The 14,104-nt window shown below is 42.5% G+C and carries 14 protein-coding genes; all 14 read right to left on the minus strand.

What is annotated here, in order from left to right:
• Window positions 1-184: 184 nt before the first annotated feature.
• The 14 genes from bamB to FTU39_RS04140 all read right to left on the minus strand — a co-directional run bounded on the left by bamB (window position 185) and on the right by FTU39_RS04140 (window position 14,031).
• Window positions 185-1,333, minus strand: a complete 1,149-nt coding sequence (gene bamB / locus FTU39_RS04075; RefSeq protein WP_180051755.1) for an outer membrane protein assembly factor BamB — start codon at window positions 1,331-1,333, stop codon at window positions 185-187.
• Window positions 1,330-2,034 carry a tetratricopeptide repeat protein gene (locus FTU39_RS04080; RefSeq protein ID WP_180051756.1) on the minus strand — a complete coding sequence of 235 codons (705 nt, stop codon included), beginning with the start codon at window positions 2,032-2,034 and terminating at the stop codon, window positions 1,330-1,332. Before FTU39_RS04080 ends, bamB begins: the two co-directional genes overlap by 4 nt.
• A 30-nt stretch (window positions 2,035-2,064) precedes the next feature.
• A complete protein-coding gene (hisS, locus tag FTU39_RS04085) occupies window positions 2,065-3,360 on the minus strand; it encodes a histidine--tRNA ligase (RefSeq protein WP_180051757.1) in 1,296 nt (431 codons plus the stop codon).
• A gap of 3 nt (window positions 3,361-3,363) precedes the next feature.
• Window positions 3,364-4,485, minus strand: coding sequence for a flavodoxin-dependent (E)-4-hydroxy-3-methylbut-2-enyl-diphosphate synthase (ispG, locus tag FTU39_RS04090; protein WP_004975100.1), 1,122 nt, complete (start codon window positions 4,483-4,485; stop codon window positions 3,364-3,366).
• Between the two features lie 22 nt (window positions 4,486-4,507).
• The gene (locus FTU39_RS04095) at window positions 4,508-5,317 is read right to left on the minus strand and encodes a RodZ domain-containing protein (protein WP_004975098.1); all 810 of its coding nucleotides are present in this window, start codon (window positions 5,315-5,317) and stop codon (window positions 4,508-4,510) included.
• Complete coding sequence (pilW, locus tag FTU39_RS04100; protein ID WP_371971077.1) at window positions 5,308-6,096, minus strand: type IV pilus biogenesis/stability protein PilW; 789 nt, start codon at window positions 6,094-6,096, stop codon at window positions 5,308-5,310. The genes FTU39_RS04095 and pilW overlap by 10 nt, the downstream gene beginning before the upstream one ends.
• 75 nt (window positions 6,097-6,171) lie before the next feature.
• Window positions 6,172-7,404, minus strand: a complete 1,233-nt coding sequence (gene rlmN / locus FTU39_RS04105) for a 23S rRNA (adenine(2503)-C(2))-methyltransferase RlmN (protein WP_004975094.1) — start codon at window positions 7,402-7,404, stop codon at window positions 6,172-6,174.
• 136 nt (window positions 7,405-7,540) lie between these two features.
• Window positions 7,541-7,972, minus strand: coding sequence for a nucleoside-diphosphate kinase (gene ndk / locus FTU39_RS04110; RefSeq protein WP_004975092.1), 432 nt, complete (start codon window positions 7,970-7,972; stop codon window positions 7,541-7,543).
• Between the two features lie 161 nt (window positions 7,973-8,133).
• A complete protein-coding gene (gene iscX / locus FTU39_RS04115; RefSeq protein WP_004975089.1) occupies window positions 8,134-8,334 on the minus strand; it encodes a Fe-S cluster assembly protein IscX in 201 nt (66 codons plus the stop codon).
• A gap of 101 nt (window positions 8,335-8,435) precedes the next feature.
• Window positions 8,436-8,987 carry a phosphatase PAP2 family protein gene (locus tag FTU39_RS04120; protein WP_004975087.1) on the minus strand — a complete coding sequence of 184 codons (552 nt, stop codon included), beginning with the start codon at window positions 8,985-8,987 and terminating at the stop codon, window positions 8,436-8,438.
• A 25-nt stretch (window positions 8,988-9,012) separates the two neighbouring features.
• Window positions 9,013-10,296 (minus strand): glycosyltransferase family 1 protein, encoded by a 1,284-nt coding sequence (locus tag FTU39_RS04125; RefSeq protein WP_180051758.1) that lies wholly within the window; start codon window positions 10,294-10,296, stop codon window positions 9,013-9,015.
• A gap of 239 nt (window positions 10,297-10,535) precedes the next feature.
• Window positions 10,536-10,961, minus strand: coding sequence for a hypothetical protein (locus FTU39_RS04130; RefSeq protein ID WP_180051759.1), 426 nt, complete (start codon window positions 10,959-10,961; stop codon window positions 10,536-10,538).
• A 31-nt stretch (window positions 10,962-10,992) separates the two neighbouring features.
• Window positions 10,993-13,311, minus strand: coding sequence for a fimbria/pilus outer membrane usher protein (locus FTU39_RS04135; RefSeq protein WP_180051760.1), 2,319 nt, complete (start codon window positions 13,309-13,311; stop codon window positions 10,993-10,995).
• 3 nt (window positions 13,312-13,314) lie between these two features.
• Window positions 13,315-14,031 carry a molecular chaperone gene (locus FTU39_RS04140; RefSeq protein ID WP_180051761.1) on the minus strand — a complete coding sequence of 239 codons (717 nt, stop codon included), beginning with the start codon at window positions 14,029-14,031 and terminating at the stop codon, window positions 13,315-13,317.
• Between the last annotated feature and the right edge of the window lie 73 nt (window positions 14,032-14,104).

Genomic DNA, 14,104 nt, shown 5'->3' on the forward strand with positions numbered 1-14,104 from the left:
TGGTCTGTACATCCGAAACTGTGGAAGAAAGAACAGAGTATGGATGTTGGGTTCAGCGTTGCGACCACGCAAACGACAGAGAGAACATCGACCACTCTATTAAATAAAAACACGGGGCATTGATGATTCAATTACCCCGCGTAAAAATACGGACAACTATTTTAGCATAAAAGTCAGAACAAAATTAGCGGTTCTGCCAAACGCTTAATGCGCCCTTTTGCGTTGCGACATAGAGTTGATTGTCAATTACACGCAATGAACGGACTTCGCCATTGGTTTTTGAACGTCCAACCAGTTGCCCTGAGCTTGGATCAATGAGGTGTAAAACACCATCTAAATCACCGACCACTAAATATTGTCCAAACAACACAGGATTAGATAAACGACGGTTGAGCAAACTGTCATTTTCCCAAAGTGCTTGTCCTGATGTGATTTCGTAAGCTGCAATTTTACCATCTGCAGTGCTGACAAATACACCATTCCCCGCAACTTCTGGACGTTTGGTACTGCTTGCATCTTCACTCCAAATCACTTGTTGTGAAGCCAAGTCCAATACGGTGACCTGACCTTGGTAGCTTGTGGTCACCAAGAATTGACCAGCAACCACTGGGTCGCCATCAATGTCATTTAAGCGTTGAATGTCTGAACGGCCTTCACTAATGGCAACGCGGCGCTGCATACGTGGTACGCCTGTAACAATATCCAGTGCATAGACATAGGCATTTGCAGAAGCAATCAGTACAGTACGTGAATCGAGCGCCACAGGTGCAGCCATACCACGCAAACTAAATTGCACGTTTGGCAAGTTGTAAGTCCACACCAACTGACCTGTTTCGGCATTGTGTGCATATACCGTGCCGTCATTACTTACAGTCACCACACGACCCGCCTGAATTAACGATGGCGCAAGAATTGCACCTGTTAACTGTGCAACCCACTTTTGCTCACCTGTTTGCTGATCTAAAGCAAACAATTGTCCTTTACTGTTTCCTGCAACCACAATGCCATCAGCAGCATTGACACCTGCAGTTAAGCCTTGCTTAGACACTTGTTTTTGCCAAAGACGTTGCTTGCCTTGATAGGCGGCCATTTCACCTTTAGGATCAACCGTAAAAATTACACCATTTGCAGCATCGAGCTGTAAACGCAGTGGATCTGCTGCCGTTGTAGAAGATACATTTTGCGAAAATACAGGCACTAAACTCTGTGCTTGTTCAAGTTTTGGGAGTGGATTTGGCTTAACTTCTGCAACTTTAATTTTATTTGTAGAACATCCCACCAAAGCGAGGGTTAAAACGGTCAGTGCAAACGGTATTTTATACTTTCTATTCATTGGCTCTCATCCACTTGTGTTTCTAATACTGGGCGTTCAATTTCAGGATCATCCACCAAAACACCAACACTTTCGAGTTTTATTTGTAAAATTTGACGTTCTTGTTTACGTTCCACCAAAGTATCCCATGCACTTTGATAGGCTTTTTTGGCATTTTCACGGTCATTTTTCGCGACATAAACATCGCCACGCGCTTCATCTGCAGTCGCTTTAAATGCAGGATCAGTCACCGCGGCCAAACTTTGAATAGCTTCATCGTATTTCTTTTGCGCCAACTGTGCATAAGCCAAACGCAACTTAACCAATTGCACTAAGCCTTGGTCTTTTACTTTAGAGTTTTCAACTTTCTTTAAGGCTTTTTCTGCGGCAGCAAAATCTTGCTGATCGTAAGCGAGTTTAGCCATTAAGAATTGAGTTTGAATAGCTTGCGCAGAATCAGGGACTTCTTTCACAATTTTATCGGCAGTTGCAGACAATTGACTGAAGGCATCTGGATTGCCTTCTGCTGTACGTGCATCATCCATCAGTTGCTGCACTTTGGCAGTATTCATTTGATGCTCAGCCAAGTTTTTTTTCTGCCAATATTGCCATCCGAAAAAGGCAATCAACGCAATTAAAATCCCGCTAATAATGGCCGAGCCATATTTTTTCGCAAACGATTTTAAACTATCAAGTTGTTCGTCATCACTCAATGCGCTCATTGGATTACCCTTTTCCTTATGTTATTTGGCTTATTGTGAAGAAAATTTTTCAATGATGAAAGGCACAATTTCAGCAACAGCGACTGCAGTTTGCTCGGCAGTTGCCAAAGTTTTGACTGCCAATTGCTGTGCTTCCGCTTCGCGCTCACCAAAAATCAAGGCATAGATTGCACCTGATTGATCGGCTTTTTTCATTTGGCTTTTCATTGAGCCTTGTGAACCAACTTTTAAGCGAATCTGGCTGCCCGCTTGTTCGAATTGGTCACGAATTTGCTCAGCTAAAACCAACGCCTTGCCTTGAGTTGTTGGATCTGCCAACAAGAATACTTCACAATCACGTACAGGCGTATTGTCTTCGACTTGCTCAAGCAACAACAATAAACGCTCAATGCCCATGGCGAAGCCCACGGCAGGTACGGACTGATCTGCCTTACCCTTCAACTGCCCAACCAAACCATCATAGCGCCCGCCTGCACAAACTGTGCCTTGCGAACCTAAATGCGTGGTTGTCCATTCAAAAACGGTTTTATTGTAATAATCTAAACCGCGTACCAGTTTTTGATTAATCACAAACTCAATGCCTGCATCGGTTAAATACTGCTGTAATTGGGCAAAGTGATTCAGCGTATCTTCACCCATAAAATCATGCAATTTTGGAGCATTTTCTAGGATGCTTTGCGTTTTAGCATCTTTCGAGTCCAAAATACGCAGTGGGTTAGTACTTAAACGACGCTGTGAATCTTCATCTAAATCGGCTTTGTGCGCTTCCAAAAACTCAACCAAAGCGGCACGATACGCTGCGCGCTCATCCGACTCACCCAGCGTATTCAACTCTAAGCGAACTTTATCGGCAACGCCCATACGTTTCCATAAACGCGCAGTCATTAAAATAAGTTCGGCATCCATATCTGGTGTTGCAACGCCAAAAGTTTCTACACCAAATTGGTGGAATTGACGATAACGACCTTTTTGCGGTTTTTCATAACGAAACATTGGGCCGATATACCACACGCGCGGTGTCGCACCACGTAGCAAATTGTGCTCTAACATGGCACGTACACAACCCGCAGTTCCTTCAGGACGCAAAGTCAAAGACTCAGGCGGATTACCCTTGTCTAAGAATGTGTACATTTCTTTTTCAACAATATCGGTCGCATCACCAATTGAACGCTTAAACAAATTGGTTTGCTCAACCATTGGCAAACGAATTTGTTGATAACCATAAGCATCCATTAAAGATGCTAAATGTTGCTCTAGACGTCTCCACGCAGGTGTTTGCGTTGGAAGAATGTCATTAAAACCTTTAATTGCAACAATTGAACTCATGACTTACTCAGAAAAATTTGTACGAATAATCTCTTTAGATTTAGCTTGTTCAAGCTCTGTAACACGCTGACGAACCATGCTTTCGATTTCATCAACGAGTTGATTGGTATCAATTAAATGGCTCTTTTCACCATTACGATAAACCAATGAACGCGGACTTGCGCCCACCACACCAATATCAGCTTCTTTAGCTTCGCCCGGGCCATTCACTTTACAACCAATGACCGATACATCCATTGGAGTACGAATATCTTCTAAACGCTCCTCCAATGCCTGCATTACAGAAATGACGTTAAATTCCTGACGTGAACAGCTTGGGCAGGCAATAAAGTTAATCCCGTTAGAGCGTAAACCTAAAGATTTTAGAATATCAAAACCGATTTTGACTTCATCTTCAGGTTCTGCCGCAAGCGAAATACGCATAGTATCGCCAATACCTTCCATGAGCAGACCGCCCAAGGCAATTGCAGATTTTACGGTGCCTGTACGGTAAATACCTGCTTCAGTTACGCCTAAATGTAATGGATTATCAATTTGTTGTGATAACAAACGATAAGCATCCATGGTTAAAAACACATTCGATGCTTTGACTGAAACTTTAAATTCCTGAAAATCTAAACGGTCTAAAATATCAATATGACGCATAGCAGATTCCAGCAATGCTGCACCTGTCGGCTCGCCATATTTTTTCTGAATATCTTTTTCCAGCGATCCTGCATTCACACCAATTCGCATAGAAATATCATGATGTTTGGCAGCAGCCACCACTTCACGAATCTTGGCTTCCGAACCAATATTACCCGGGTTAATCCGCAAACAGTCTGCACCCGCATCGGCAACTGCCAATGCAATTTTATAATCAAAGTGAATGTCTGCCACCAACGGCACAGATACTTGCTTACGAATTTCGCCAAATGCAGCTGCGGCTTCCATGGTTGGTACAGAAACACGCATGATGTCTACGCCCGCATCTACACAACGCTGAATTTGCGCCACAGTTGCAGCAACATCACAGGTTTCCGTATTGGTCATACTTTGGATGCTAATGGGCGCATCACCACCCACATAGACAGAACCCACACGAATTTTACGGGTCGGACGGCGTTGAATTGGATTTACAATCATGATATCGCTCTACCTTGCTGCATTATCGAGATAAACGGAATTCTGCTTTTCCGTTCACAGTATATGGCGATAATGAAATCGACTCATTGTTCAAACTTAATGACACAGCAGTCGCATCATCTAAGCGAATTTGAAATGGGGCTTCGCCTTGTAAATTTAAAGTAGAGGCTTGACGTCCTGTCGCTAAAACATTGCCAGCAGAGTCAACAATATGCACTGAAGTTGGACGAGCAAATTGCAAATTCAGCTGATCGCCCGAAGCAAGTGCAGGCGTGCTGCCTGTCGCATTGTCAGAAATGATTTGCACATCGGATTGCAGTACTGCAATTTCAGGTTCTGCACCCTCTTGACCAGACGACATCCAGTTTTGAATTAGCGCGACCAATGCCCACAACAACAGCAATACCGCCACAATCACAGCGATACGTGTGAGCCACTTTTTATTGCGATCGCGGTTAGAGCCTGGCAGTTTTCCCATAATTTTGATGGGTGAATTGTTCAAGGCGTGATTTGGCAACAACCCTGTATCGTTGGCATAAATTTCATCAAAACGCTGAATAATGGCTGAAGCATCGACCTGTAAATATTTGGCATAGGTACGATAATAACCTTTAATAAAGGTCGCTTCAGGCAAAGCGGTATATTCGTCTTGCTCTAGCGCCATCAGCGTTTTTAATGGAATTTTCAAATCTTTTGAAACATCATCCAGTTCGCGTTTTTGATTGACGCGAATTTGACGAAGGTACTCACCTGGACGTTGAACATTTCCTAATGCATGGGGTACAGGCGTTGTCCCCTGTGTGGGTTGCGGTGAATTAGGATTTACTTCCATACGGCCTCAGTACTGTACTGTAATTGCAAATAACGTTGGTATTCTTGGCTATTGGGAAATAATGCACGCAGCTGGTTCACTAAAACCTGAGTTCCCAATTGATCGCCATTGGCACGTGCTAAACGAATCCCAATCCATAAGGCACGCGCACCCTGATTTTTTTGCCCCACAGCACGTACAAATTGTTCATACAATTGTCGCGCGGGTGCAAATTGTTGTCTTAAATATAAAATTTCCGACAACTCTAACATTGAAACATAAGAATCGCGATTGGCTTGCAAGGCTTGTTTGAATGACTTTTCGGCATTCTCTATATCGCCTAATTTCAAGTAAATACGACCTACATTTTCCAATGCTCTAAAGCGTTGATCATAACCCAGTGTTGCACCTGCAATACTGAGCTGCTCAATCGCATCATTATAGCGTTCTACTTGATATAAATACGTACCATAGTTGTTACGCGCTTGTGCATTTTTTGGGTCAGCGGCAATGGCACGCTTAAAATACGCATCGGCTTTTTCTAAATTCAGCTTGCTGCCTTCTTGTTGCAGCAACACGCCCATCATCATATTAGCGGTGGAATCACGTGAATCGCTTTCCAAAGCTTGATCAAGTGCGCGTTTGGCTGAGTCTAAATCGCCATTTTTTAAGTATTCTGCTGCCAACTGCGTACGTACTTGCACCGCTTTTTCAGGGTCTTTTTGCCCTAAGGTTGGAGCTGTGGTTTGACAAGCTGCAGCAAAAATTGCCGAAATACAAACAGTTGTAATTTGTGCGATTTTAAATACAGGCTTATTCAATGGACATCCCCTTTGCGTCTTCGTTCGATGCAAGTTAGTTATCTATACAAGTCATTATCCTTGCGAGCGTATGATTTCATTTTGCGCTGCAACTTTCTTTTTCCACTGTTCGGCACGGCGGGTGCGGTCTGCCACTTGTCCGACCAATTGCCCACACGCGGCATCAATATCATCACCACGTGTCTGACGAATCGTACACACAAAACCTGCATCAGACAAAGTTTTTTGGAAAGAAATAATTCGATTTCGGCTTGAACGTCCATACGGCGCGTGTGGAAATGGGTTAAATGGAATCAAATTAATCTTGCTTGGCAGGTTCTTGAGTAGCTTAATCATTTGCTGCGCATGTTCAGGATGGTCATTTACACCATCTAACATGACATATTCAATGGTCACGTGTTTACGCGCACTTTCGTTGCCATCTTTGCCAATATAACGCTGACAAGCTGCGATTAATTGTTCCAATGGATATTTTTTATTGATTGGAACAAGTTCATCACGCAGTTCGTTATTGGTGGCGTGCAAAGAAATTGCCAAAGCCACATCAATATCTTGTGCCAATTGGTCAATTTTAGGTACAACACCCGAAGTCGATAAAGTCACACGACGCTTAGACATGCCATAAGCAAAGTCATCTAGCATAATGCGCATGGCGTTCAAGACGGCATCGTAATTCAACAACGGTTCGCCCATACCCATCATCACCACGTTGGTCACAGAACGCTCACGTTCAATCACAGGCACATCTTCCATATAGGAATAGTTTGCCATCCACAACTGACCAATAATTTCGGCTTGGGTTAGGTCACGCTGAAAACCTTGTTTACCCGTAGAACAAAATGAACAGTCCAGTGCACAACCTACTTGCGATGAAATACACAGGGTTTTACGTGAGCCAGTTTTGTCTTCGGCAGGAATCAGAACGGTTTCGACCAATGAGCCTTCACCATCACCGACACGGAATACCCACTTACGAGTACCGTCTTTAGAATAATTTTTATGCACCACTTCAGGCGCTTTAATTTCACAAATCTTTTCCAGTTTTTCACGTAACTTGCCTGAAATATTGGTCATTTCAGCAAAATCTGTAACAAAAAACTGGTGAATCCATTTCATCACCTGCCCTGCACGGAATTTCTTCTCGCCTAAATCTTCAAAGAATTTTTCCATTTGTGGACGTGACATGCCAAGGAGATTCACTTTCTCTGCAGTCGCAGACTGTGCAGGAGCGGACGCAGATGCTTGCTGAACATCTGTCGCAGATGCAGCGAGGACTTCTGTACTCATGTGTGTATACCTAAACCATGTCTAAAGATGAAAGGAGAAGCTCAAGAGGTGAGCAAAGGTTTATTCAGAAAATAAAAATCGGAGAATAAAAAACCAGATAAGCATAATAACACTTATCTGGTTTGAATACTGCGTATTAACGAGTACGTGGGCAAACTTCAGTTTGAGCAAAGAAGTAGTTTACTTCACGCTCTGCAGATGCAACTGAGTCTGAACCGTGAGCAGCGTTTTCATCGATGCTTACAGCGAAATCTGCACGGATTGTACCAGGTGCAGCTTCTTTAGGGTTTGTTGCACCTAAAATTTCACGGTGAGCAAGAACTGCGTTTTCACCTTCAAGAACTGAAACAACGACTGGACCAGAAGTCATGAACGCAACTAGGTCACCAAAGAAACCACGTTCTTTGTGCTCAGCGTAGAAGCCTTCAGCTTCAGCTTGAGAAAGGTGTTTCATTTTAGTCGCAACGATTTTAAGACCAGCTTTTTCGAAACGAGCAAAGATGTCACCGATGTGGTTTTTAGCAACTGCATCTGGTTTTACGATAGATAAAGTACGTTCAATAGCCATGATTGGCTCCTTAAGTCAATGTTGACGCGAAAATTTTGCCGCATTATACCGAATAATGGGCTATTTTCTGCTTTTGATGTGTAAAAAAATTGCTTTTTTCGATATGAAGCGCATTGTGCAGGACCTTGATCGGCAAATCAATCTTGCTTCACACCGCTAGATTAACGTGCTTCGTCAATCCACGCCATTTGAATGGCTTCTAAGATGCCTTCAGTCGATTTTTCGGGATCATCTTGAAACTCTGGCAAAGCACAGACCCAAGCGTGCAAATCGGTAAAACGAATCCATTGCGGATCGACATCGGGATGCGCCTCATATAACTCAATGGCAATGTCGATGCTGTCCGTCCAACGTAAACCCATGTGTATTCCCTATTCTAGTCAAGACAGCGACTACTTTAACAAATTTCGCATGGGCTGCCTGCCATTACTGCACTGAATTTTCGATTTGGTTTTATCCAAGCTTATAAAACAATATTTACATAAGGTGCAGCCAAAATAATCGCACTCGCCACTGAACCGCCAATCATCGCCCCGACTGCCACATCACTCGGATAGTGCAAGCCTAAAATCATACGGGAAACGGCCACCAAAATCGTAAAGGGCAACATCAACATCAACAATACTGGCTGGATATAACCCAAAACCGTTGTGGTCATGACTGCATGCAAAGTGTGACCTGATGGGAAGCTAAAATGATCTAAGGGACGTTCACCCAAACGGATCACTTGGTGTACCTGATACGGACGTGGACGGACGGTTTTTTGTTTTAAATATTTATAAATACCTGTGCCGACAGATCCGCCTAACAACAGATAAATAATTTGTAAACTATAACCAATGCCCTGCATCATCCATGCACTTGCGAGCATGACATACCAGAACACACCATCGCCCAAACGGCTAATAACTTTAAAAAATTGTGCCACCCGCTGAGAGTGGGAAAAATGGTTAAGATACAAACAGCCTTTTAAGTCGAGATCCAGCATTCTTATTTTTGCATTTTTAAACTTCATCAGTTCTCTCCTCTTTGGCGTATAGCTAAGATGGCATGTGTAGCTCCTTCGCCACCAGATATAACGCCTGCTCAAATTGTTGGACTGGATACTGCCAGCCAATATTTAAAGTCGCTTTGCGGGCGTGTTCGCCCATCTGTCTAAGGGTTGTAAGATCGGGAAGTCGGTGGATATGACCGACCAAATCTTCTGGCTGACCGAGTGGACTCAACCAACCTGTTTCATTCGGTTTTAGATGTAAACGTGCACAAGCATAATCATACGCAATGACAGGTAAGCCACTGGCCATGGCTTCTAACACGACATTGCCAAAGGTTTCGACCTGACTGGCAAAAGCAAACACATCGGCACTGGCATAGGCTTGTGCAAGTGCTGTGCCACTTAAACTACCTGTAAAAATGATATCTCCCTGAGCGTTCATGGCTTCTAAACGTTCACGGTCTGGCCCATCTCCAACAATCACCAATTTCACAGGCTGTTCGGTATTTTTTGGCATACGCTGATAGGCATTAATAATAAGATTGACTTCTTTTTCAGGTGATAAACGCCCTACATACAACATCACCCGCGTATTTTCACTCGCACCCCAGCTTGCTCGCAGTTGGGTCGAACGAAAATACGGGGAAAAATATTCAACATCGACACCACGCCCAACCACCACTAAAGGCCCTTGCACGCCAAACTGACGCAATGATTTTTCGGTGTGGCTACTTGGCACACAAGTCAGCGATGTATTGTTATGAAACCATTTTAGATAGTGCTGAATGGGTTTGAGTAAAAATGCCAAATCGAAAAAACGGCTAAAATCCTGAAAAGCAGAGTGAAAACCACTCGATATTGGAATATTTTTGGACTTTGTAATTTGTAAACTAGCTAGACCCAAAGGACCTTCAGTCACGATATGCACCACATCAGGTTGAAACTCATCTAAAGCCTGCGAAAGTTTAGACCACTGCGGCCAGCCAAATTGTAAATTATGATATTTAGGAATGGCTTGTGCTTTTACCAGACATTCTTGATACGGTTGGAATTGAGTGCAGGCTTGTTTTTGTTCAGGGCGAATCAATAAAATTTTGTGTCCAAGTTCCTGCAATCCTTTGCAAAGCTGCAACAGTGAACGTGCCACACCATTAATTTCAGGTGGCCAAGTTTCTGTTACAAGGGCAATTTTTAAACGTGGGCGGACAAGGTCTGAGAGTTCAGAGGTAGGCTGGCTGCTTTTTTGTTTTTGATCTTGTTTGAAATAAAATTTAAACGCATCGCTGTAACGCTCTAACTTACTGCTCTGCTTTGCCAATACATTGCTCATCGCCTTATGCTCAATTCTTATTTTATGCTTGCTAGCATAGAGCAGCAGCATTGCAGTAATATGATGCTTTGGTGACACATTTGTCATTTTTTAAACAACTAGATGACCACTCATACCTAGTTTTATGTATATCCTTTGCTGTCATTCAGCAAAAAATAGATAAAAAAAGCAGATATTGGATACCTGCCTGCTGAATATCTTGTTTGCTGAATACCTGATCTGCTGCACATCGAAGCCCTCTAAAAAAGTAAATTAATATACAACTCATCGGTATAACGACCTGCTGGCGTTGTCAAACTCGGTTGTTCATCCAAGCGTACCGCGACACTGTATTTATGTCCTGTCGTAGAAACATGCCCTGCGATAGGCGTGTTCCACAGATTTGTTTTTGCTCCCATAATACTCATACTGGTGCGTAAACGGTGTGTGCCATTATTCACAAAACTGCTGCCATGTTTGTCACGTAAATTATGACTACTGAACTGAATGCTATAACCTCGATCACAGCGCACATTAAAACTGGTTGCAGTCTGGCTACGGTATTGTGAGCTCATTTGCAATAAAGATTCACTGACCGAACCAATGGTGCAATCCTGTGCAGGAAAACAAATCCAGCATCCACACAGCACTAGACTTAATTTTTTTACCATCCCTAATTTTTTCATGTTCTCATCCTCAATCATCCTGCTGATATACTTACTGACAAATCAAATCTAACTGTCTGGTTTGTGGAACAGTGCCTGCTTTAATTTGAGGGACTTCAAGTGAACTATGGCAAACTTTTCCACCTTTGGTTTTAACCTTCAGCGTATAACTGCCTGCTTTCACACCATATAAATGTACTTTTCCATCACTGCCCACAGGTACAAATTCAGTTGCATCATCACTTAAATACACTTCACTGCCCTGCACAAAGGTCTGCTGATCGGACCTGAGTAAACGCAATATGATCAACCCTGTACGCTGAACAGGGAAATTCACTTTATAGCCGCGTTGATTCATGCCAATCACTTTTTGGCTTGAATATTCAAAGCTGTCATACAGATCTAACTGGTCTTGATCAAAAGACACGTCGTAATTGACGTAAGGCACAATGTCATGCACAAACGCATAGCCGTGTTGATTGGTTTTACCAACAGGTGTTAAGGCACGTTGTACTTCCACATTTGGAATATCACCAACATTCACCAAAGCAAAAGCATTGTCTACGTATTTGGTCATGGCCCATTTACGGTCTAACCACACTACTGCCCCCTGATAATTGGCTTGACTGTAGCTAAAGCGCTCACTTTCATCGTGGCTTAAATATAAATTGCCCATCGGCATTTTCAGGGCGGTATAGGCATTTACTCCTACATCCCCTTCTGCTTGTTGATGACGCACAGCAAGAGTGTAATCCACACCATTTTGCGTCAGGCTGCTTTGTGCATAACGCAACTGGGTTTGCTCATCAAAATTATGTGAAAGTTGCGCACTACGGCGTTGGTCAAATTGATAATTCAGTGTTAAATATGCCCCGTCACTATCCTGCACTTTCAAATCTTTATAATAAGAAAACGACAGTGAAGTTTGACGCCCAAACATACGAGAAAAACCAACTGTAAGCATTTGGCTATCTGCAAAGCTATTATTTGCATTGGGATGATAACGGCGCTCTAGATAGTTCACATTTAAGGTATTAATGAAAGGAATATTGAAAATACTGACATAAGCTAAGTTGTCGTATTCCACTGTTTGTGTCATATCGCTATAACCCAAACCACGATATTCAGGACTGTAGTATTTATGACTTGCACCAAGTGCAACCCGACTTCCATTACGGCTTAACGAAGCGCCAAAGGTATAACCATCGCCCCAATCACTGTGGCTAGACGCAGCATGCGTATCTAACAAGGCATATTTGCTGAGAGATTGCGTCCATAGCAACCCGACATTCTGCACATCTTTGCTATAACTTAAATTGGTTCCTAAAGTCGTGCTGTCTGTAATTCCACGTCTGAAATAAAGGTTGCCAAAAAACTCCCGATAATCATCCGACACGTAGTCGTAGTCATAACGCAGCTTTCCTGCAGAAAAGTTGTATTCGTTCAGTCCTGGTTTGAGTAGTTGCGTGGTGACATAAACTGGAAAAGATTGCACGGTACGATTTCCCAATACATCTTCCACCACCACTTGCGCCTCGCCCGACTGCTGAATATTTGCACCCGTATTTAAGGTATAGTGCCCAGGCGTCACTTGTTGCTGATATAGATTGATGCCATTAATGTATAAATCGACGGTGGATGGCAGTACAGCACTGCCTCTTAAGGTGGGTACATTCCAATAAATAAAGTCTGGATAACTACTAAAATTTGAACCAAAAGACACACCACCAAATCTGAATGTATCTAATAAAGGATTGTAAACGCTGGTGTTATCACCCAAAGTTAAACGCTGATAACGTGATGGAAATTCAATTTCAAAACTGGTATTCAAACGCAGTAGCTTATCTTGATCCTGTTCTGCCTCTTTGCGATACATCATGCCATTTTTAAAAATCCAGTAATCTTTAAAAATACCAAGCTCCGCCAAACCATTTAATTCATTGTAATTATCATAACGTGCATACAGCACATTATAATTTAAAAAACCGCCCAACTCTGCTTTAGACGGAATCGCATGGGTTTGGCTCAGTTGTGCATCTATAAAATAGCTGGCAGGTACGGTCAATTTAATCGCTTGCAGCGCAAAGTCTTGTTCAGACTGAATTTCATTGGTGGTTACAGAACAGAACTGAGTTTGTGCACTGTGTTTTTGTAAACGGTCTTGCTGTAAACCAAGTTGCTGCAAGACCTCGCATTCCATATAGCGTTGCCCATCCTGCTGCAACACCAAACTTTCAATGACACGATCTACGCCATTCAGCCAAACACTATTCAACGCCATTTCAGCATTGGCAGCATTGGCAGCATTGGCAGGTAATGGTATCCCCCACAGGACACATTGCAGCGCAAAAAACAGTCGAGTTCTATGCATGATTTAGCCCTTCATTTTTAACTCAATGGCTTGCTCACTTTTATCTGTTTCAAGTTTGAGTATGTAATTTTTCAAATCACTAAGTTTGATTTGCCCCATATCAAAGCTGTGTTTTTGTTGATTTAACAAATATTTCATTTCACGTGTGGTTGCAATGGGTTGTTTTTGTTGATTTAAAATGCTGATTGAAGAAATTTGCACATGCGATGCAGCATGATTTTCTATCTCTAAAAATAAATGATCATTTTGATAACGCGGAGTTGCTGTTACCTGAATGGCTTCTTGCTTACCCACAAATAAAGGAACAGAAATTGTGAATAAAAATTGTAAGGCGTCTTCTTCCACTACAGGAGCAATTTCTTTAAAAACAATGCGCCAAGTTTTTTCTTGCGCCATTTCTTCCTTCAAAAGTGGTCGGCTAAAACCTACACGAATAATTTGTTGTGTATTAGGTTGTAAAACAAAGTTTTTTGGATTAATTAAAAGGTCTTGATCTGGCTCTAGTACATCTTCACCCTGAGCATTTTGCGACCATTTATAGGCAAACATTTCAAAGCTTTTCGGTTCGGTAAGATCAGTGGCTTCCATCACAACCGTTGCACTGCGTTGTCGTGCTTTATCGCCCAAATACATTTGTGTAGGTGAAATCACCATGTTTGCATAAACAGCTTCTACACATAAGCAACTTGCAATCAGCATATATTTCAATAATCGTTTCATGCTTCCCCCAGCAATGTCTTATTTTGTATTTATTTAGACTAAAAAGTTGACTCCACCCATCGGCAAAGCCAAC

This window comes from Acinetobacter sp. YH12099, from assembly GCF_013419195.1.
Classification (GTDB): Bacteria; Pseudomonadota; Gammaproteobacteria; order Pseudomonadales; family Moraxellaceae; genus Acinetobacter; species Acinetobacter towneri.